General features: G+C 67.6%; 21 protein-coding genes. 14 read left to right on the top strand and 7 right to left on the bottom strand.

What is annotated here, in order from left to right; all coding sequences use genetic code 11:
• Position 1: 1 nt before the first annotated feature.
• The 7 genes from GTP77_RS23425 to GTP77_RS23395 all read right to left on the bottom strand — a co-directional run bounded on the left by GTP77_RS23425 (position 2) and on the right by GTP77_RS23395 (position 5,571).
• Complete coding sequence (locus tag GTP77_RS23425) at positions 2–2,023, bottom strand: hypothetical protein (RefSeq protein ID WP_161074576.1); 2,022 nt, start codon at positions 2,021–2,023, stop codon at positions 2–4.
• 11 nt (positions 2,024–2,034) lie between these two features.
• On the bottom strand, positions 2,035–2,547 hold the full coding sequence (locus GTP77_RS23420; protein ID WP_161074575.1) for a hypothetical protein: 513 nt from the start codon (positions 2,545–2,547) through the stop codon (positions 2,035–2,037).
• A 150-nt stretch (positions 2,548–2,697) separates the two neighbouring features.
• Complete coding sequence (locus GTP77_RS23415; RefSeq protein WP_161074574.1) at positions 2,698–3,726, bottom strand: NAD(P)H-dependent glycerol-3-phosphate dehydrogenase; 1,029 nt, start codon at positions 3,724–3,726, stop codon at positions 2,698–2,700.
• Positions 3,727–3,735: 9 nt separating this feature from the next.
• Complete coding sequence (locus GTP77_RS23410; protein ID WP_161074573.1) at positions 3,736–4,179, bottom strand: SH3 domain-containing protein; 444 nt, start codon at positions 4,177–4,179, stop codon at positions 3,736–3,738.
• Positions 4,180–4,291: 112 nt separating this feature from the next.
• A complete protein-coding gene (gene secB, locus GTP77_RS23405; protein ID WP_161074572.1) occupies positions 4,292–4,771 on the bottom strand; it encodes a protein-export chaperone SecB in 480 nt (159 codons plus the stop codon).
• A gap of 123 nt (positions 4,772–4,894) precedes the next feature.
• Complete coding sequence (gene grxC / locus GTP77_RS23400; RefSeq protein ID WP_161074571.1) at positions 4,895–5,155, bottom strand: glutaredoxin 3; 261 nt, start codon at positions 5,153–5,155, stop codon at positions 4,895–4,897.
• A gap of 14 nt (positions 5,156–5,169) precedes the next feature.
• Positions 5,170–5,571 (bottom strand): rhodanese-like domain-containing protein, encoded by a 402-nt coding sequence (locus GTP77_RS23395; protein ID WP_161074570.1) that lies wholly within the window; start codon positions 5,569–5,571, stop codon positions 5,170–5,172.
• Between the two features lie 105 nt (positions 5,572–5,676).
• On the opposite strand from GTP77_RS23395, the gene gpmA reads away from it, so the two are divergent.
• The 14 genes from gpmA to gspE are packed head-to-tail and all read left to right on the top strand — an operon-like array spanning position 5,677 to position 19,456.
• Positions 5,677–6,423, top strand: coding sequence for a 2,3-diphosphoglycerate-dependent phosphoglycerate mutase (gene gpmA / locus GTP77_RS23390; RefSeq protein WP_161074569.1), 747 nt, complete (start codon positions 5,677–5,679; stop codon positions 6,421–6,423).
• Between the two features lie 7 nt (positions 6,424–6,430).
• A complete protein-coding gene (locus GTP77_RS23385) occupies positions 6,431–7,972 on the top strand; it encodes a murein hydrolase activator EnvC family protein (protein ID WP_161074568.1) in 1,542 nt (513 codons plus the stop codon).
• A 23-nt stretch (positions 7,973–7,995) separates the two neighbouring features.
• On the top strand, positions 7,996–9,477 hold the full coding sequence (locus tag GTP77_RS23380) for a S41 family peptidase (protein WP_161074567.1): 1,482 nt from the start codon (positions 7,996–7,998) through the stop codon (positions 9,475–9,477).
• Positions 9,478–9,481: 4 nt separating this feature from the next.
• Positions 9,482–10,249, top strand: coding sequence for a HesA/MoeB/ThiF family protein (locus GTP77_RS23375; protein WP_161074566.1), 768 nt, complete (start codon positions 9,482–9,484; stop codon positions 10,247–10,249).
• A gap of 41 nt (positions 10,250–10,290) precedes the next feature.
• Positions 10,291–10,737, top strand: a complete 447-nt coding sequence (gspG, locus tag GTP77_RS23370) for a type II secretion system major pseudopilin GspG (RefSeq protein WP_161074565.1) — start codon at positions 10,291–10,293, stop codon at positions 10,735–10,737.
• A gap of 9 nt (positions 10,738–10,746) precedes the next feature.
• Entirely contained in the window at positions 10,747–11,238 is a 492-nt protein-coding gene (gene gspH / locus GTP77_RS23365) for a type II secretion system minor pseudopilin GspH (RefSeq protein WP_161074564.1), read from the top strand.
• 1 nt (position 11,239) lies between these two features.
• A complete protein-coding gene (gene gspI, locus GTP77_RS23360) occupies positions 11,240–11,623 on the top strand; it encodes a type II secretion system minor pseudopilin GspI (RefSeq protein WP_161074563.1) in 384 nt (127 codons plus the stop codon).
• 2 nt (positions 11,624–11,625) lie between these two features.
• Complete coding sequence (locus tag GTP77_RS23355; protein ID WP_161074562.1) at positions 11,626–12,270, top strand: PulJ/GspJ family protein; 645 nt, start codon at positions 11,626–11,628, stop codon at positions 12,268–12,270.
• Entirely contained in the window at positions 12,270–13,232 is a 963-nt protein-coding gene (gspK, locus tag GTP77_RS23350; protein WP_161074561.1) for a type II secretion system minor pseudopilin GspK, read from the top strand. The genes GTP77_RS23355 and gspK overlap by 1 nt, the downstream gene beginning before the upstream one ends.
• Before the next feature lie 42 nt (positions 13,233–13,274).
• Complete coding sequence (gene gspL / locus GTP77_RS23345) at positions 13,275–14,558, top strand: type II secretion system protein GspL (RefSeq protein ID WP_161074560.1); 1,284 nt, start codon at positions 13,275–13,277, stop codon at positions 14,556–14,558.
• Positions 14,555–15,073, top strand: a complete 519-nt coding sequence (locus GTP77_RS23340; RefSeq protein ID WP_161074559.1) for a type II secretion system protein M — start codon at positions 14,555–14,557, stop codon at positions 15,071–15,073. The genes gspL and GTP77_RS23340 overlap by 4 nt, the downstream gene beginning before the upstream one ends.
• Positions 15,070–15,846, top strand: coding sequence for a type II secretion system protein N (gene gspN / locus GTP77_RS23335; protein ID WP_161074558.1), 777 nt, complete (start codon positions 15,070–15,072; stop codon positions 15,844–15,846). Before GTP77_RS23340 ends, gspN begins: the two co-directional genes overlap by 4 nt.
• Positions 15,847–15,857: 11 nt before the next feature.
• A complete protein-coding gene (gene gspD, locus GTP77_RS23330; RefSeq protein WP_161074557.1) occupies positions 15,858–18,038 on the top strand; it encodes a type II secretion system secretin GspD in 2,181 nt (726 codons plus the stop codon).
• Positions 18,035–19,456 carry a type II secretion system ATPase GspE gene (gene gspE / locus GTP77_RS23325; protein WP_161074556.1) on the top strand — a complete coding sequence of 474 codons (1,422 nt, stop codon included), beginning with the start codon at positions 18,035–18,037 and terminating at the stop codon, positions 19,454–19,456. Before gspD ends, gspE begins: the two co-directional genes overlap by 4 nt.
• Position 19,457: the final 1 nt, after the last annotated feature.

Below are 19,457 nucleotides of genomic sequence, written 5' to 3'. Positions count from 1 at the left end.
CTTAGTCTGCGCGCGGCGCCACGCCCCAGACGGGCTGGCTGTTCCAGCCGGAGACGATTTGATTCCAGTTGCTGGCGCCGGTCATGCGGGCATAGGCGGCCTGCGCCCCCGGCACGCCGTGCTGCACCGCGTAGGCGATGGCCGGCTGCAAATTGCCCCAGTAGCTGGTGGGGTCGGGGAAGTAGGCGCCGCGCAGCGGACCGCCGACGCCGGGGTTGCGGACGCCCGCCGTGGCGGCGTACACATCGCCCCAGCTGGCGTACCACGGGCCGGTGCCGTCGTAGAAGTCGGCCTTGTTGGCCGGCGCCACCGCCACCGTGTAGACGGCCGCGTCGCAGTACAGGTATTCGTTGTCGCCGGTGCCGCCCAGGCGTCCGATGATGCTCCTGGCCTTCCACGCGAACAGCGCGCTCAGGCGCGTGAGCGAGGCGCTCGGCAGCGCCGGCGCCAGGTCGATCGCGTAGCCCAGTGCGGCGGTGAAAAAGTCCTGCTGCCAGGCCGCTTCCATGTATTTGCCGCTGCCGTCGGCATAATTGCTGTACGGCGACACCCAGCCCTGCGTGTTGTTGACCTTGGCGATATAGATGCTGTGGTACCAGTCCACATTCGCGGCCAGGGACGCGGCCAGCTCATTGCGCAGCAAGGTATCGCCGTCCGGCGTGGCGCACAGCGCCTGGGCCAGCGTGCGCAGCGACCAGGCCGCGCCGCGCACGGTGTTCGAGCCGGCGGCGGACTGGAACACGCCGCCCGCGTACAGGCGGTAATTGTCGGTGTTCTTCAGGTAGTGCAAAGTGGCGGAGAACTGCACCTGCTCCATGAAGTAGTAGCGCCCGGTCAGCAGGTACGCGGTGTAGCCCACGGACGGGTGGTGCGGCGAGTCCCATACCGGCGCGCCGGTGCCGCCGGCCGTTGGCGTGTAGTTGCCGGTGCTGGAGCTGCCTGTGCCGGAAATGCCGCTGTTGTTGCCCAGCACCAGGTTGGGGTGGCTGGAGAAGCGCAGCGGACGGTTGCTGTTTTCGTCCCGGTAGTGGATGGGGTAGCGGCCCGCGCTGTAGGCGTTGACCAGCACCCCGGGCAGGGCGCGCGCGTCGTTGCTGGCCAGATAGAGCACATCCCACTCGGGCAGCAGGCCGATGCCGGGATGGTAGCCGGTCTGGCCCATGGCCTCGGCGTAATTACTTTGCTGCAAGGGGCTGTAGCTGCTGGCCAGGCCGTTCCACGCGCTGGCGTTGGCGGGCACGGCCGCGCGGTAGTTGGGCACCAGGCGGGTGGCCTGCAGATAGGTCTTGTCGTGGCTGGGCGCCACGCGCGGGTCGCTGCCCAGCCAGTGGCTGAACGCCGTGCCCTGCAGCAGCACGGTGCGGCAATGGTGGGGCAGGTCGATGGCCGCGCTGAAGCGCTGGGTGCCGCCCAGCGTAAAGCCGTAGGTGGCGCTCTTGCTGGTGGGGCCGGCCACTTTCAGGTAGCCGTTTTCCACCCAGGGCAGCACTTCCACCGCGCCGCCCGCGTACAGCCGCACTTCCAGCCACGCCACCAGGTGGGCGTCGCTGCCGATGGGCTTGCGGTAAATCCAGGAACTCATTTCCGGTCCGGCCACCCAGGCCGAGAACGGCGCGTCCCAGTCGGCGCCGGACCAGCTGGCCGTGCCGTAGCTGCCGGCGCTGACGGCGGCGGTGATGCCGGTGGTGCGCAGCGCGGCCGTGCCGAGCGCGGCGGCGGTGCTGGCGGTGCCGGCGGCGGTCAGCGTGTAGGTCTTGGCGGTATTGGCCGCCAGCGTGGCGCGCCCGGACAGGATGGCAAACTTGAGCGAGCCGTCCGGCCAGGTGTTCTTGGGCGTTACCTGCAGGCCGGGCAGGCTGCTGCCGACGAGCTTGCCGGCCGGCACCTGGCCCTGGCGGAAGGCCTGGCCCAGCGTGAACGGCAGGCTGGCGCCGCCGACGGCCGAGCTCAGCGTGAAAGACGCGAAGCCGGCCGCTGGCGCCTGCACCTGGATGGTGAAGGGATTGGAGGAGGACTGGGCCATGGCGCTGTTCCTTAGATGTCGTTGGCGGTCAGCACATGGCCATCATTGCTGCTGGCCGCGCCGATGCCGTCGTAGACGAAGGACAGTGTCCTGGCGTTGTACGTCACGCCGGGCGGCAGCGCGACGCTGTTCAGAGCGATGGCCAGCGGTCCGCCGCTGGCGCTCTTGACGTATTTGGAAATGGAAATCGTGCTGGCCACGCCTTGCGTAAACGTCAGCGTGGGGATCAGGCTCCACACGGGCGGAGCGCTGGCCGGCGCCAGGGCGGACGGGGCGCTGCTGCCGCCGGAGGCGGTCTTGACGGGCGGCGTGGCCGGCTCGGGAGCCGGCGCGGGACCGGCCAGGCTGGCGCCGGCGGCCGCGCTGTCTGCGCTGCCGCCGCAGGCCTGCAGCGCAAGCGTGGCGGCGCTGGCCGACATCAGCTTGATGAACTGGCGGCGCTGCTGGGATTGCTGGCTGTCGGCGGGGAGGATTTCGTTGCCAGCGCAGACCGCTGCTGGGACGGACGTGCGGGAATGTCTCATTGCCAAGTGTCTTCTTAAAAAAAAAGGAAGATGCCGGAATTGCTGCGCGGCATACTGAATAGTGTCGCACAGAACTACGGCACGTTTCAGCAGGAAATGAGATTTATTTTGTTCGCTTCTGTAAGAAATAGCAGAACAATATTTAACGTTTCAAATAGGCAAGCTGGCTTCGCCGCGCGGATCGCGCGCCAGCAATTTGGCCACCATGGCCTGCGGCTGGTCGCCGTCGAACAGCACGCCGGCCACCGCGTTGGTGATCGGCATGTCCACGCCCAGGCGGGCCGCCAGGTCGCGCACGGCCTTGGCGCAGGGCACGCCCTCGGCCACATGGCCCAGCTCATTGACGATGGTGTCCAGCGCCTTGCCTTGCGCCAGGCCCAGGCCTACGCGCCGGTTGCGCGACAGGTCGCCGGTGCAGGTGAGGATGAGGTCGCCCATGCCGGTCAGGCCCATAAAGGTTTCCACCTGCCCGCCCAGCGCCGTGCCCAGGCGCGTGATTTCCGCCAGGCCGCGCGTAATCAGCGCGGCGCGCGCGTTCAGGCCCAGGCCCAGGCCGTCCGCCACGCCGGTGGCGATGGCCAGCACGTTCTTGACCGCGCCGCCCACTTCCACGCCCACCAGATCGGCGCTGCTGTAGACGCGCACATTGCCGCCGTGCATGGCCGCCACCACGCAGTCGCGCAGTTCGGCCGAGCTGGACGCGATGGTCAGCGCGCATGGCAGGCCGCGCGCCACTTCCTGCGCGAAGGAGGGGCCGGACAGGGCGCCGCCGGGCACGCTGTCGCCCAGCACTTCACGCATGATCTGGTGCGGCAGCAGGCCGGTGCCGTACTCGAAGCCCTTGCACAGCCAGACCAGCTTGGGAATGGCGCGGCCCTTCAGCTGTTCCAGCAGCGGGCGCAGGCCGGCCACCGGGCAGGCCGCGATCAGCAGGTCGCTGCCGTGGGCCAGGGCGGCGTCGAAATCGGCGCCGATGGTTAAACCGGGGGGGAAGGGGTGGCCGGGCAGGTAATGCAGATTGTCGCGCGCGGCGGCCATCTCATGCATGGCGGCACTGTTGCGCCCCCACAACAAAACGTCGTGGCGGGCGGCCAGCGCCATGGCCACGGCCGTGCCCCAGGCGCCTGCGCCGAGCACGCTGATCCGGCGCGCGCCGGCGGCATGTTGATGGTGAGCCATGAATCTTCCTTAAATGCCCCAGATTTCGCTGCTTTTCACATAGCCGGACTGGCCGTCGCGGTGGCGCACCTTGATCCAGCCGCCGGCGGCCGGTTCGGCCAGCTCCAGCAGCACGCCCTTGTCGGCGATAAACACGGCGGCGGCGCTGTCGTCGGCGCTGGCGCGCACCTTGGTGTTGGCCGCGCGCACCACCAGGGTGCGCTTGGCGCTCAGGCCCTTGGACTCGGTCCAGGCCAGGTCGCCGCTGGCGTCGCGCACCTTGACCCAGTCGCCATAGCTGAGCACCACTTCCAGCGGCATGCCGCGCGGCGCCACGAACAGCTTGCCGCCCTTGGTGGACGGCGCGTCGTACAGGATGGCCGGGGCCGCGCCGACCGATTTGAAGTCCAGCGCCTGCCCGGCCGTGGCGGCCAGCAGCAGGGCTGCGCCTGCGATCCATCGGGACAGTGTCATACCGGGCCTCTGCTCAGAATTCGGGGGAGAAAAAACGCAAAGGCCGCTGCCGGCCTTTGAGAAGGCGGCGCGCCGCGCGCACCGCCGATACTGCATCTTAATGCGAATGCAATTAGTGCGCCGCACCTTCGGTCGGTGCTGCGGCAGCGGCTTGCTGCTCAGCCAGCGCTTGCAGGCGCTGCTGGTAGAACACTTCGAAGTTGATCTCGGCCAGGTGCACTGGCGGGAAGCCGGCGCGGGTGATCATGTCGGCGATGTTGGCGCGCAGGTATGGGTACACGATGTTCGGGCAACCGATGCCCAGCAGCGGGTCCAGCTGGTCGGCTGGAATGTTGCGCGCTTCGAAGATACCGGCTTGCTTGCCTTCAACCAGGAAAGCGACTTTGTCTTTGATCTTGGCGGTCACGGTGATGGTGACGGTCGATTCGAAGATGCCTTCAGCCAGCGGCTCGGCAGCCACGTCCAGCGCGACTTCGATCGCAGGCGCTTCCTGTTCCAGGAAAATGGCTGGGGAGTTCGGCTGTTCCAGCGACATGTCTTTCAGGTAGACGCGTTGGATTTGGAAGACTGGTTGCAGATTTTCGTCAGACATGGTGCGCTTTCATATATTGGAAAAGAGCGGCGGAACCGCCCGCAGTTAGGTTATCCGCGCGCGCATCCGGAAGGACGCCCGCGCAAATGCGCAGCAATTGTAGCAAAACCAATTTGAGGGCGGTCAGCCTTTTAACAAGGGGTCCAGGCCGCCGGCTTGATCGAGCGCATACAAATCGTCGAAACCGCCCACATGGGTGTCGCCAATGTAAATTTGCGGCACGGTGCGGCGGCCGGTTTTTTGCATCATCAGCACGCGCTGCTCGGGATCGAGGTCGACGCGGATCTTGTTGATGCCGGTCACGCCTTTGGCTTCCAGCAGGCGCTCGGCGCGCACGCAATAGGGGCACACGGCGGTGCTGTACAGGGTTACGGAGGCTGTCATCTTGCTATCCTTGGTTATTTGGCCAGCGGCAGGCCGGCGGTTTGCCAGGCGGACTGGCCGCCTTCCAGCACCACCACGTTCTCAAAGCCGGCGCCTGCCAGCAGCTTGGCGGCGCCGAAGGCGCGCGCGCCCTTCTGGCACACCACCACCACGGTGCGGTTCTTGAACTTGTCCAGTTCCGCCATGCGCTGCTTGAGCTCGCCCGCCGGGATATGCTTGGCGTCCGGCAAGTGGCCCTCGGCGTACTCCTTGGCCTCGCGCACATCCAAGATGGTGGTCTTGGCGCGGTTTATCAACTGCACCGCTTCGGCCGGCGACACTTTTTTGCCGCGCTGGGTCAGTACCGGCCACAGCAGTGCGCCGCCCGACAGAGCGACGATACCAATAAGAAAAATTTGATCTAAAAGGAATTTCACGGTGTTCCAATGGTTTAAGGTTATGCGCGCATTATAAAATAGAAGCTGAACCGAGGCTGAAACGCTGCCTCCCGCAGATTTTTTCACACTTTATAGATCGTTCTTATGTACAAAATTGTCTTCATGCGCCATGGCGAATCCACCTGGAACCTGGAAAACCGCTTCACCGGCTGGACCGATGTCGACCTGACCGAGAAAGGCGTGGCCGAAGCCAAGGCCGCCGGCCAAGTGCTGAAACAGGAGGGCTACACCTTCGACCTGGCTTACACCTCGGTGCTCAAGCGCGCCATCCGCACGCTGTGGCTGGCGCTGGACGAAATGGACATGATGTACTTGCCAATCAAGCATGACTGGCGCCTGAACGAGCGCCACTACGGCGCGCTGCAGGGCCTGGACAAGGGCGAGACCGCCGCCAAATACGGCGACGAGCAGGTGCTGGTATGGCGCCGCAGCTACGACACCCCGCCGCCGGCCCTGGAAGCGGGCGACGACCGCACCTCCTTCAACGACCCGCGCTACGCCGGCCTGCCGAAAGCCAGCATCCCGCTGACCGAATGCCTGAAGGACACCGTGGCGCGCGTGATGCCGGCCTGGGACGAGGAAATCGCCCCGGCCATCCGCGCCGGCAAGAAAATCATCATCTCGGCCCACGGCAACAGCCTGCGCGCGCTGATCAAGATGCTCGACGGCATCAGCGACAGCGACATCGTCGGCCTCAACATCCCCAACGGCCAGCCGCTGGTGTACGAGCTGGACGCCGACCTGAAGCCGATCCGCCACTACTACCTGGGCGACCCGGCCGCCATCGCCGCCGCCCAGGCTGCGGTCGCCAACCAGGGCAAGGCCAAGTAAACCGCTGATGCCGCTGTTCCACCTTACCCGCCGCGCGGGCGCGCTGGCGTTGGCCGTGCTGTTGCTGGCGGCCGTCCCGGCTGCCCACGCGGCCCCGGCCAAGCCCACCGAGCGCAGCAAGCAGAAGCTGCAAGCCGAAGCCGAGCGCGCCGGCCTGCAGCAAAAGCTCAATGCGCTGCGGCGCGATATCGGCCAGACCGAGAGCGCCCGCGAGGATGCGGCCGACACGCTGGCCGAGTCCGAAGAGGCGATTTCGAACGCTAACCGCAGCCTGCGCGAGCTTGCCGAGGAGCAATCCGAAACCAACGTCCGGCTGCAAACGCTGGGCGCGGAGCGCGCGCGCCTGCAGGCCACGGTGGAGCAGCAGAAGCAGCAGCTGGCCAAGCTGCTGCGCGAGCAATACGTGGCGGGCAATGAGGACCGCATCAAGCTGCTGCTGTCCGGGGACAACCCGAACCGCATCAACCGCGACCTGCAGCTGATGGCCTATGTGTCGCAGGCCCAGGCGCGGCTGCTGGAATCGCTGCGCGCCAATCTGCGCGCCGTGGAAGCGAACCAGGCCGACGCGCAGAACGCGCGCGACGAGCTGGAGGAAATCGCGCAGGAAGAACGCCAGCAGAAGGACTTGCTGGTCAAGGAAAAAGCCAAGCGCGCCAGCGTGCTGGCCAGCCTGTCGCAGCGCCTGGTGGCGCAGCGCAAGGAGGCCGGCAAGGTGGCGCAGGACGAACAGCGCATGGCCGGCCTGGTGGACAAGCTGGGCAAGCTGATCGAAGAACAAGCCAAAGCGGCCGCCGCCGAGCAGGCGCGGCTCGAGCGCGTGGCCGCCGCCAAGGCCGCCAAGGCCAAGGCCGACGCGGAAGCGCGCGCGCTGGCGCAGGCCAAAGCGCGCGAACAGGCCAGGGCGCGCGCCGACGCGCTGGCCAAGGCCAGGGCCGAGCAGGCCGAGCGCGAACGCATCGCCAAGGCCGAAGGCAAGCCGAAACCGGCGCCGCTGCCCCTGCCGCCGGCGGCCGTGACGCCGCCGCAGACCGCGCCCGCGAACGAGGGCGGCAAGCTGGAACCGATCGAAGTGGACGAATCGAAAGTGGCGGCGGTGAAGGACGAGCCGCCGGCGCGCAAGGCCGACATCGCCCTGGCCCCCGCCATGCCGGACGGCGCCTTCGCCGCGCTCAAGGGCCAGCTGCGTCCGCCGGTGGCGGGCAAGGTGGCGGCGCGCTTCGGCAGCAAGCGCGGCGACGGCCCCAGCTGGAAAGGCATGTTCATCCGCGCCGCCGAGGGCGCCGACGTGCACACGGTGGCCAGCGGCCGCGTGGTGCATGCGAGCTGGCTGCGCGGTTTCGGCAATCTCATCATTGTCGACCACGGCGGCCAGTACTGGAGCTTGTACGCCAACAACCAGTCCCTGCTGCGCCGCGTGGGCGACGTGGTCAAGGCCGGCGAGGTCATTGCGGCAGCCGGAAACACCGGCGGCAACGAGGAATCGGGTTTATACTTTGAACTCAGGCACAAGGGCAAGGAATTCGATCCGGCCAGCTGGGTCAAATTCTGACAGTCCAACACAGCGGAAGAAACATGGGTAACAAGTTCAAGAATTTCGGCCTGATCGGCCTGGGCATGGTGGCCGGCGTGGCTGCCTCCCTGCAGTTTTCCGCTGTGGCACAGAAGGCGCCGGGCAGTCCGCTGCCGCTGGAGGAGCTGCGCCAGCTGTCCGACGTGTTCGGCCTCATCAAGTCCGACTACGTGGAGAACGTGGACGAGAAAAAGCTCGTCACCGAAGCCATTTCCGGCATGGTGGCCTCGCTTGATCCGCACTCGGTCTATCTGGACAAGAAGGCCTTCAAGGAGATGCGCGAGACCATGCAGGGCAAGTTTGTCGGCATCGGCATCGAAGTGGGCATCGAGGACGGCTACGTCAAAGTGGTGTCGCCGATCGAGGATTCGCCCGCCTTCAAGGCCGGCATCAAGGCCGGCGACCTGATCACCCGCCTGGACAACACGCCAATACGCGGCCTGTCGCTGGACGACGCCATCAAGAAAATGCGCGGCGAGCCGCACTCCAAGATCGTGCTCACGCTGTCGCGCAAGGGCGAGGACAAACCCATCATCGTGCCCATCGTGCGCGAAGAGATCCGCGTGCAGAGCGTGAAAGCGAAGATGGTGGAGCCGGGCTACGCCTGGCTGCGCGTGTCGCAGTTCCAGGAGCCCACCGTGGACGACATGGCGCGCAAGCTGGGCAATCTGTACGCGCAGAACCCCGGCATCAAGGGCCTGGTGCTGGACCTGCGCAACGATCCGGGCGGCGTGGTGCCGGGCGCCATCGGCGTGTCGGCCGCCTTCCTGCCCAAGGACGCGGTGGTGGTGTCCACCAACGGCCAGCTGGCCGACTCCAAGCAGACTTTCTACGCCCGCCCCGAATACTATTCCGGCCGCGCCAATAGCGACCCGCTGGCCAAGCTGCCGGCCGCGCTGAAGAACGTGCCCATGGTGGTGCTGGTCAATTCCGGCTCCGCCTCGGCCTCCGAGATCGTGGCCGGCGCGCTGCAGGACTACAAGCGCGCCGTGGTGATGGGCACGCAGACCTTCGGCAAGGGCTCGGTGCAGACGCTGCGCCAGCTCACCGCCGACACCGCCGTCAAGCTGACCACGGCGCGCTACTATACGCCGCACGGCCGCTCCATCCAGGCGCGCGGCATCGTGCCGGACATGCTGGTCGACGAGACCGCCGAGGGCGACGGCCTGAACAGCCTGCGCCTGCGCGAGGCCGACCTGGTCAAGCACCTGAACAACAAGGACGACGCCGAGCTGCCCTCGCCGCCGGTGCACGACGAGCTGGAGGAGGAGCAGCGCATCCTGGCGCTGTCCAAGAACCGCAAGCCGGTCGAGTTCGGCAGCAAGGACGACTTCCAGCTGGCGCAGGCGCTGAACCATTTCAAGGGCCTGCCGGTGCAGCTGTCGAAAACCGAAAAAGCGCGCGACCTGGAAGCCGAGGCCAAGCCGGCCAAGCCCGAAGCCCCCGTGAAACAGGACGCGCCGGCCAAGCCGCAGAAGAAATAAGGCGATGGACGACAGCCAGCTGCTGCGCTATTCGCGCCATATCCTGCTTGATGAAATCGGCATCGAAGGCCAGCAGCGGCTGCTCGGCGCGCGCGCGCTGGTGATAGGCGCGGGCGGCCTGGGCTCCCCGGCCGCCATGTACCTGGCCTCGGCCGGCGTGGGCAAGCTGACCATCATCGACCACGACACGGTGGACCTGACCAATCTGCAGCGCCAGATCGCCCACACCATGGCGCGCGTGGGCCAGCCCAAGGCCGAGTCGGCGCGCGCCACGCTGGCCGCCATCAATCCCACCATCGACATCGAAGCGCTGGTCGAGCGCGCGGACGACGCCCGCCTGGCCGAGCTGGTGGCCGCCGCCGACGTGGTGCTGGACTGCACCGACAATTTCGCCACCCGCCATGCCGTCAACCGCGCCTGCGTGGCGCACGGCGTGCCGCTGGTGTCCGGCGCGGTGATACGCTTCGACGGACAGATCAGCGTGTTCGATCCGCGCGGCGCGGCGCTGCCCTGCTATTCCTGTCTGTTCCCGCAAGACCAGCCCTTCGAGGACGTGGCTTGCTCCACCATGGGCGTGTTCGCGCCGCTGGTGGGCGTGGTCGGCGCCATGCAGGCGGCCGAGGCGCTCAAGCTGCTGATGGGTATCGGCGAGCCGCTGTCGGGCCGGCTGCTGCTGCTGGACGGCTTGCGCATGGAATGGACCAGCATCCAAATCGGCCGCAACGAAGCCTGTCCGGTATGCACCGCAAGGCCGCCCGCAGCGCGTGATTAAGCCTTATACTTCCGCACTCTCACCTGAAAAGTGTCCTGTCTATGCAAAACGTAACACTCCCCGCCAAGCGCCGCGCGCGCGGTTTCACCCTGATCGAGATCATGGTGGTCGTGGTGATCATGGGCGTGCTGGCGGCGCTGGTTGTGCCCAAGCTGCTGAGCCGCACCGGCGAATCGAAAGTCGCCGCCGCCAAGGTCGACATCGCCACCGTGATGCAGGCGCTGAAACTGTACAAGCTGGATAACCAGCGCTACCCGACCACTGAGCAGGGCCTGCAGGCGCTGCTGACCAAGCCCACCACCGGCCCGGCCGCGAATGGCTGGAAAGCCGGCGGCTACCTGGAGAAGATGCCGAAAGACCCGTGGGGCAACGCCTACCAGTTCCTGTCGCCCGGCGTGCGCGGCGAGATCGACGTGTTCTCGCTGGGCGCCGACGGCCAGCCCGGCGGCACCGGCGACGATGCCGACATCGGCTCCTGGGACAACTAAGCTTCTGCCATGGTCGCCGCGCGTTTTACCCAACCGCAGCGCGGCTTTACGCTGATCGAGCTGCTGGTGGTGCTGGTCATTGCCGGCATCACGCTGGGGCTGGTGTCGCTGAACGCGGCGCCCAGCCGGCGCCAGGGCATGCAGCAGGAAGCGCAGCGCGTGGCCCTGCTGCTGCAGCTGGCGCGCGACGAAGCCATCGTGCGCAACCGCCTGGTGGCCTTCGAAGCGGGGCCGGAGAGCTACCGCTTCCTGGTGCGCAATGAGCAGCGCGTGTGGGAGCCGGTCACGAAAGACGGGCAGGACGACCTGCTGCGCGAACGCGAATTCAAGAACAGCCCCGTGACCATGCTGCTCGAGCCCGCCTCCACGGTGCCGGGCGACACGCTGCGCATCGTCTTCGGCCGCGAGCCGGTGGACAAGCCCTTTGTGCTGACCATGGCCAGCGGCGACATCAGCGTTGCCATCCGCGCCGACGGCATCGGCCATTTCACGGTGGATTGAGATGACAATGCCGAAATTCCCACCCCGCGCACGCGGCTTCACCCTGCTGGAAGTGCTGGTGGCCCTGGTCATCGTCGGCACCGCGCTGGGCGCGTCCATGCGCGCGGTCGGCAGCCTGACCCAGAACAGCGACGGCCTGCGCGCCGCCATGATGGCCACCTGGTCGGCCGAGAACCGCCTGGTGCAGCTGAGCCTGAACAAGCAATTCCCCAACATCGGCAAGACCACCTTCGAATGCCCGCAGGGCGAGCTGAAACTGATGTGCCAGGAAGAGGTGATCGCCAGCCCCAACCCGCGCCTGCGCCGGGTGGAGGTCAGCGTGTTCGACGAGCGCCAGCCGGAACGCCTCATCATCAAGCTGGTGCAGCTGAAGCTGCTGGAATGACGATGGCCCCCGCATACCCTCTGCGCCGCGCGCGCGGCTTTACGCTGATCGAACTGCTGGTGGCGGTGGCGGTGCTGGCCATCGTCGCCGTGCTGGGCTGGCGCGGCCTGGACGGCATCGTCCGTTCGCGCCAGGCGCTCACCGAGCAGATGGAGCAGACGCGCGGCATCCAGCTGGCGCTGGCCCAGCTGCAAAGCGACATGGAGCACCGCGCCGTGCGCAAGCAGCTGCGTTCGCGCGAAACCCTGGCGGCCGACAGCGACCGCATGATCTTTGTGCGCACCGTGCTGGCCGAGAGCGAGCCTTCGCGCCTGCAGGTGGTGACCTACCGCATCCGCGACGGCGTGCTCACGCGCCGCGAGTCGCGCGCCGTGCGCGACTTGCTGCAGCTGGACGCGCTGTGGGCCGCCGCCATCAGCGACAGCGACGCCACGCCCGGCGTGGCGCTGCAGAGCGGCGTGGAGAGCATGGCCGTGCGCGGCTGGCGCGACGGCGGCTGGCAGGCGGTGACGGGCGTGCAGTCCAGCCAGGAACAGAAAGCTGCGGCCAACACCGCCGTGCAGGACCTGGACGGCCTGGAACTGTCGCTGCAGCTGCAAGGCCAGGCCGGCCCGCTGGTCAAAGCCTTCCTGATGGGGGAGAAGTGATGGCGCCGCGCCTGCACCGCCAGCGCGGCGTCGCCGTCATCACGGCGCTGCTGCTGACCACGCTGGCCGTCACCATCGTGGCCAGCCTGTTCTGGCAGCAGCAGGTGCAGGTGCGCTCCATGGAGAACCAGCGCCTGCATTTGCAAACCAAATGGATACTGCGCGGCGGTCTCGACTGGGCGCGCCTGATCCTGCAGCAGGACCGCATCGACAACCCGAACATGACCACCGAAACCGGGGCCTGGGCCACGCCGCTGGCCGAAACGCGGCTGGACGATTACGTGGAGCGCGAGCGGGTAGCCAATGAAAAGTTCGACGCCACCCTGTCCGGCCGCATCACCGACGCGCAGGCGCGTTACAATCTGACCAATCTTGCAGCGAATGGCGTGGCGGATCCGGTGCAGACGAAGGTGTTCCAGCGCCTGCTGCAGCATTTGCAGCTGAACCCCGGCCTGGCGCAGGCGGTTGCGGATGAGGTGGCGCTTAGCCAGCCCGCCGCACCCAACCCGAGTCCGAGCGGGGGCGCTCCGCAGTCTTCCGTCAGCAGCCGCGAGCCGCTCGAGCTGATAAGGGTGGAGGATTTGCTGGCGGTAGCGGGCTTTACGCCGCAGGCGGTGGAGAAGCTGCGCGAGTTCGTGATCGTGTTGCCGGGCCGTAGCAAGGTGAATGTGAACACGGCGCCGCCCGAAGTGCTGGCGTCGCTGGTGGAAAACTATTCGGTATCGGAGGCGGCCACGCTGGTGCAGTTCCGGCTGCGCACGCCTTTTATCGGCGTGTCGGCTTTCACTGGCGCCCTGGCGCAAAACGGCAGGTCGCTGCCGGCTGGCTTGGAGGTGGACATCAAGAGCGATTACTTCCTGGTGCTCACCCATGTGAAACTGGACCGGGCGGCGCTGGATGCGCAGTCGCTAATATTCCGCGCCCCGAAAGCACCCACGCTGCAATGGATGCGGGAAATTTAAGCAGCTCGAATTGAGTAGCACCAACGAAAGCGAGATTCTTCTTTGACGACTTTATACATCCGCTATCCAGCCAGGGCGGCCGCCGATGCCGGCACTGCACCTGCCTGCCATTTCGCCATGGTGGGCGACGGCGGCAATGTGATGCAGCAGGGCGCCTCCGCGCTCGGCAACCTGGCCGACCTGGTGGCCTCCGCGCGCCGCGTGGTGCTGCTGCTGGCCGCCGCCGACGTCACGCTGCTGCATGTGCCGGTGCCGCCGCTTTCGAGCGCGCGCCTTAAGGCCGCGCTGCCCGCGCTGGTGGAAGACCAGGTGCTGGGCGACCCGGCCGACTGCGTGCTGGCCCTCGCGCCGCTGACCTCCACCCAGGACGGCAGCACCCGCACCGTGGCCGTGGTGCAGCGCAGCTGGCTGGAAGTGCTGGTGAAGACGCTGGTGGCGCAGGGCGCCCAATCGATCTCCGCGTTGCCCGCCCAACTGTGCTTGCCGCTGGCCCCCGGCGGCGCCTCGGCCGCGCTCACGCAGACCGACAGCGGCCTGGAACTGACCCTGCGCAAAGGCCCGCAGGACGGCCTGGGCCTGACCGTCGGCCCGCAGCCGGAAGCGGCGCTGCACATGCTGCGTGCGCTGGCCGGCGATGCGCCGCTGACGGTGTACCTGCCGGCCGCGCTGCTGCCGCAGTTCCAGCCGCTGGCCGAATCCGCCAGCCACGTTGCGCTGGAAAGCGAGCACTGGGCGCACTGGGTGTCCGCCGCCAAGAGCGCCAAGGGCGTGGTGGCGCCGGACCTGGCCGCCAGCCTGGGCGCCACCGGCGCGCAGTCGCGCGCCTGGCAGCGCTGGCGCTGGCCGCTGCGCCTGGCGCTGCTGGCCGTGGCGGTCAACCTGGCCGGGCTCAATATTGAATGGCTGCGCATGAAGGGCGAGGCCAGGGAGATGCGCGAGTCCATGGTGCAGATCTTCCGCGCCGCCTATCCGAAAGAAACCGTGATCCTTGATCCAGCCGCGCAGATGCGCAAGAACATCGCCGCCGCCAAGGCCGGCAGCGGCGACGTCGGCGCCGACGAGTTCACCGCCATCAGCGCCGCCTTCGGCGAAGCGCTGACCGCCAGCGGCAAGCGCGACGTGGTGGCTTCGATGGAATTCCGCGAGCGCAGCCTGGTCATCAAGCTCAAACCCAACAGCGCCGACGCGGCCACCTTGCAGCAGCTGCAGGGCGCCTTGTCCGCGCGCGGCCTGGCGCTAGCGGAAACGGCGCCCGGGGTGTGGCAGATAAAAACTGGTGGCAAGAGTGGCGGCAACAGCAGTGGCAATGGCGGAGGCAAGGCATGAGCGCGGCAATGACGAAGATCCAGCAACTGCGCGACAGCGCGTCCGCCTTCTGGAATGAACGCAGCGAGCAGGAACGCCGCATGCTGACAATCGGCGGCGCCGTGGTCGGGCTGGCGCTGGCGTACAGCCTGCTGGTGGCGCCCGCGCTGGACGGCCGTGAAGCGCTGCGCAAGGCGCTGCCGCAACTGCGCCAGGACGTGGCAGAACTGAAAGCGCTGGCGCGCACCGCCGCAGAGCTGGCGGCCAAGCCGCCGGTGCAGGCGCCGCCCATGTCGCGCGACGCGCTGACCGCCAGCCTGAACGCGGCCGGCCTCAAGCCGCAATCGCTCAATCTCACCGGCGAATACGCCAAGCTGGAGCTGAAGGGCGTGGCCTTTGCCGCGCTGGTCACCTGGCTGGACGCGCAGCGCCGCGACAGCGCCGTGATGGTGCAGGAAGCCGTCGTCACCGGCCAGGCCACGCCCGGCGTGGTGGACGCCGCCATCACGCTGCGCCAGGCCGGCGGGGGCCGATGAAGCGCGCCGTGCTATGGTTGCTGGCGGTGCTGCTGGGCGTACTGCTGGCGGTGCTGTCCTTCTTCCCGGCCGCCTGGGTGGCGGACGCGGTGGAAAGCCGCAGCGGCGGCCGTTTGACGCTGGGCGACGCGCAGGGTACGCTGTGGCGCGGCTCCGCCTTCATCGGCGGCGCGGCCAGCAGCAATGGCGCGGTGACGCCGCTGCTGCCGGGGCGCTTTGCGTGGAAGCTGTCGCCGCTGTCGCTGCTGGGCATGGTCGACATGGAATTGTCGAACGAGCAGGCGCTGGCGCAGCCGGTCAGTTTCAAGGGCAGCTGGAAGCAGTGGCAGTTGAGTCCGTCCGCCTTGCTGCTGCCCGCCGACGGCCTGGCGGGCCTGGGCGCGCCGCTCAACACGCTGGCGCCCAGCGGCCGCCTGCGGCTGTCGTGGACCACGCTGGAGCTGGCCCTGGCCGGCCAGCGCATGGACGTGAACGGCCGCACCACGCTGGAGATGGCCGACATGTCCTCGCGGCTGTCGCCGCTGAAGCCGCTGGGCAGCTACCAGCTGGCGCTGGACTGGCGCGGCCAGCAGGCGCAGCTGGTATTGAGTTCCCTGAAAGGCCCGCTGCTGTTGAGCGGGAAAGGCAGCCTGAATAACGGCCGCCTGCAGTTCTCCGGGCAGGCCGAAGCGGCCGACGGTTACGAGCAGTCGCTGGGCAATCTATTGAATTTGCTGGGCCAGCGCCGTCCCAACCAGGGCGGCAAGAACATCATCGCGTTAGAGTTCAGATAATAGTTCAGATAATGAAAAAACAGTCCGTAAGCCAGTACCAACTTCCTACGCTGCGCCGCCTGAGCGCCGCCGCCATGCTGTGCTGCGCCGCGCTGTCCGCGCAAGCGCCTGCCTGGGCCGCGCCCGGCGACGACGCCGCGCTCAACTTCGTCGGCGCCGACATCGAATCGGTCATCAAGGCGGTAGGCCACTACACCAACATCACCTTCCTGATCGACCCGCGCGTGAAAGGCACGCTGACGCTGGTGTCCGAAGGCCCGATGAGCAAGACCCAGGCCTTCTCGCTGCTGACCTCCGCGCTGCGCCTGCAAGGCTTCGCCATCGTCAGCGGCGACGGCTACGCCAAGGTGGTGCCGGAAGCGGAAGCCAAGCTGCAGGCCACGCCGACCCAGATCGGCTCGGCCTCCGTGCTGAAGGGCGACCAGATCGCCACCCAGGTGTTCCACCTGAACTATGAATCCTCGGCCAACCTGGTGACGGTGCTGCGCCCCCTCATCACGCCGAACAACACCATCAACGCCAACCCTGGCAACAACACCCTGGTCATTACCGACTACGCGGACAACCTGAAGCGCCTGGGCAAACTGATCGCCGCGCTGGACGCGCCCACCGCCGCCGACATGGATGTGATCCCGGTGCGCTACGCCATCGCCAGCGACCTGGCCACCATGCTGGGCAAGCTGCTGGAGCCGGGCGCAGGCGGCGGCGCCGCCGACGCGGGCCGCGTCAGCGTGCTGGCCGATCCGCGCACCAACTCGCTGGTGCTGCGCGCCCCGTCCGCGGCGCGCGCCAACCTGGCCAAGTCGCTGATCGCCAAGCTGGACCAGCCCACCACGCAGCTGGGCAATGTGCACGTGGTCTACCTGAAGAACGCCGAAGCGACCAAGCTGGCGCAGACGCTGCGCGCCGTCATGTCCGGCGACAGCGGCGCCGCCGGCCAGGCCGGCAGCACCTCCGGTTTCAACAGCCAGCAGGGCGGCAACACCGGCGGCATGCAAGGCCAGAGCGGCAGCGGCATGACGGGCGGCGGCGGCAGCACCGGCTCCACCAATCCGCTGCTCAACGCCAGCGGCAGCAACACCCAGCAGGCCACCGGCGGTGCCGGCTTCATCCAGGCCGACGCCACCACCAACACCCTGATCATCACCGCGCCCGAGTCGGTGTACCGCAACCTGCGCGCCGTGATCGACCAGCTGGACGTGCGCCGCGCCCAGGTCTACATCGAAGCGCTGATCGTCGAAGTGAGCGCCGACAAGGCCTCCGAATTCGGCGTGCAGTGGCTGGGCCTGAGCGGCAACGACAACTCCACCTACCGCGTCGGCGGCGGCACCTCGTTCGCCAGCGGCTCGTCCAACAACCTGCTCACGCTGGCCGCCGGCGGCGGCAAGGCGCTGCCCGGCGCCGGCATGACCATCGGCATCTTCAAGCAGCTGGCCGACGGCAAGCTGGGACTGGGCGCGGTGGCGCACACGCTGGAATCGGACGGCGGCACCAACATCCTGTCCACGCCCAATGTGTTCACGCTGGATAACGAGCTGGCCACCATCCGCGTGGGCCAGAACGTGCCCATCCTGACCGGCCAGTTCACCACCACCTCCGGCACCAGCACCAACCCCTTCCAGACCATAGACCGCAAGGACGTGGGTCTGACGCTGAAAGTGCGTCCGCAGATTTCCGAAGGCGGCACCATCAAGCTGGCCATCTACAACGAGAGCTCCAGCATCGACACCACGGTCACGTCCGAAAGCGGCATCGTGCTCAAGACGCGCACCATCGAAACCAACATCATCGCCGACGACGGCCAGATCGTGGTGCTGGGCGGCCTGATCTCCGACGACGCCGGCGACAACGTGGAAAAAGTGCGCGGCCTGGGCGACATCCCCATCCTGGGCAACCTGTTCAAATACCAGAAGCGCGGCCGCAAGAAAACCAACCTGATGGTGTTCCTGCGCCCCGTGGTCATCCGCAGCAAGGACCAGAGCACCAGCCTGGCCACCGACCGCTACGACTACATGCGCGCCACCCAGCAGGACGTGCAGCCGAACGAAACGCCGCTGCTGAAAAACCTCGGCCAGCCCATGCTGCCGGCGCTGCAGAACGGCCAGCCTGCGCAAGGCAGCGGCCAGCTGGCGCGTCCGGCGCTGCCGCCTGCGCCGGCCACCACCCCAGCCGAAGGCAAGCAGCCAGAATGAGCAACCTGCTGCCCTACGCCTTCGCGCGCGACTATTCGGTGCTGGCCCAGCCGGGCCAGGAGGCCGAGCACTCGGTGGACGTGTACGTCTCCACCGCCACCGCGCCGGCCGCCATCGCCGAAGTGTCGCGCCGTTTCGGCCGGATCAACATCAAATCGCTGGGCCGCGCCGACCTGGAGGAAGCCATCGCCAAGGCCTACGCCGGCGCCGGCGGCGACGCCTCGCAAGTGGCCGACGAATTCGACGCCGACCTGGACCTGACCAAGCTGCTGCAGGACGTGCCTGCCATCGAAGACCTGCTGGAGTCCAGCGACGACGCGCCCGTGATACGCATGATCAACGCGCTGCTCACGCAGGCGCTGCGCGAAGGCGCGTCCGACATCCACATCGAACCGTTCGAGCAGACTTCGGTGGTGCGCTTCCGCGTGGACGGCACGCTGCGCGACGTGGTCAAGCCGCGCAAGGCCATCCACGGCTCGCTGATCTCGCGCATCAAGATCATGGCGCAGCTCGACATCGCCGAAAAGCGCCTGCCGCAGGACGGCCGCATCACGTTGCGGGTGGGCGGCAAGCCGGTCGACGTGCGCGTCTCCACGCTGCCCACCGGCCACGGCGAACGCGCCGTGCTGCGTTTGCTGGACAAGGAAGCCGGGCGCCTCGACCTGCAGCACCTGGGCATGAGCCCAGCCATGCTGCCGCAGTTCGACAGCCTGATCGCGCAGCCGCACGGCATCGTGCTGGTCACCGGCCCCACCGGCTCGGGCAAGACCACCACCTTGTACGCCGCGCTGTCGCGCGTGAACTCCACCACCACCAACATCCTCACGGTGGAAGACCCGATCGAGTACGACCTGCAAGGCGTAGGCCAGACCCAGGTCAACCCGCGCATCGACATGACCTTCGCCAAGGCCCTGCGCGCCATCCTGCGCCAGGACCCGGACGTGATCATGATAGGCGAGATCCGCGACCTGGAAACCGCGCAGATCGCGGTGCAGGCCTCGCTGACGGGCCACCTGGTGCTGGCCACGCTGCACACCAACGACGCCTCGGCGGCGGTGACGCGGCTGCTGGACATGGGCATCGAGCCCTTCCTGCTGTCGTCCTCGCTGCTTGGCGTGCTGGCGCAGCGCCTGGTGCGCAAGCTGTGCCCGTCGTGCAAGACCTTCGACGGCGCGCAATGGCACGCGGTGGGCTGCGAGCACTGCGGCCACACCGGCTACCAGGGCCGGGTCGGTATCTACGAGCTGCTGCAGACCACCGAGCAAATCCGCGCCCAGATCCACAACCGCGCCTCGGAAGCCGAAGTGCGCGCGGCCGCGCAGGCCGGCGGCATGCTGACCATGCGCGAAGACGGCGAACGCTGGCTGCGCGACGGCACCACCACGCAGGCCGAACTGCTGCGCGTGGCGAAGGACTAGC

Origin of the sequence: Pseudoduganella aquatica, from assembly GCF_009857595.1 — a bacterium.
GTDB classification, from domain to species: Bacteria; Pseudomonadota; Gammaproteobacteria; order Burkholderiales; family Burkholderiaceae_D; genus Rugamonas; species Rugamonas aquatica_A.
The sequence above is the reverse complement of the archived record's forward strand: the minus strand, read 5'-3'. Positions and strand labels throughout refer to the sequence as shown.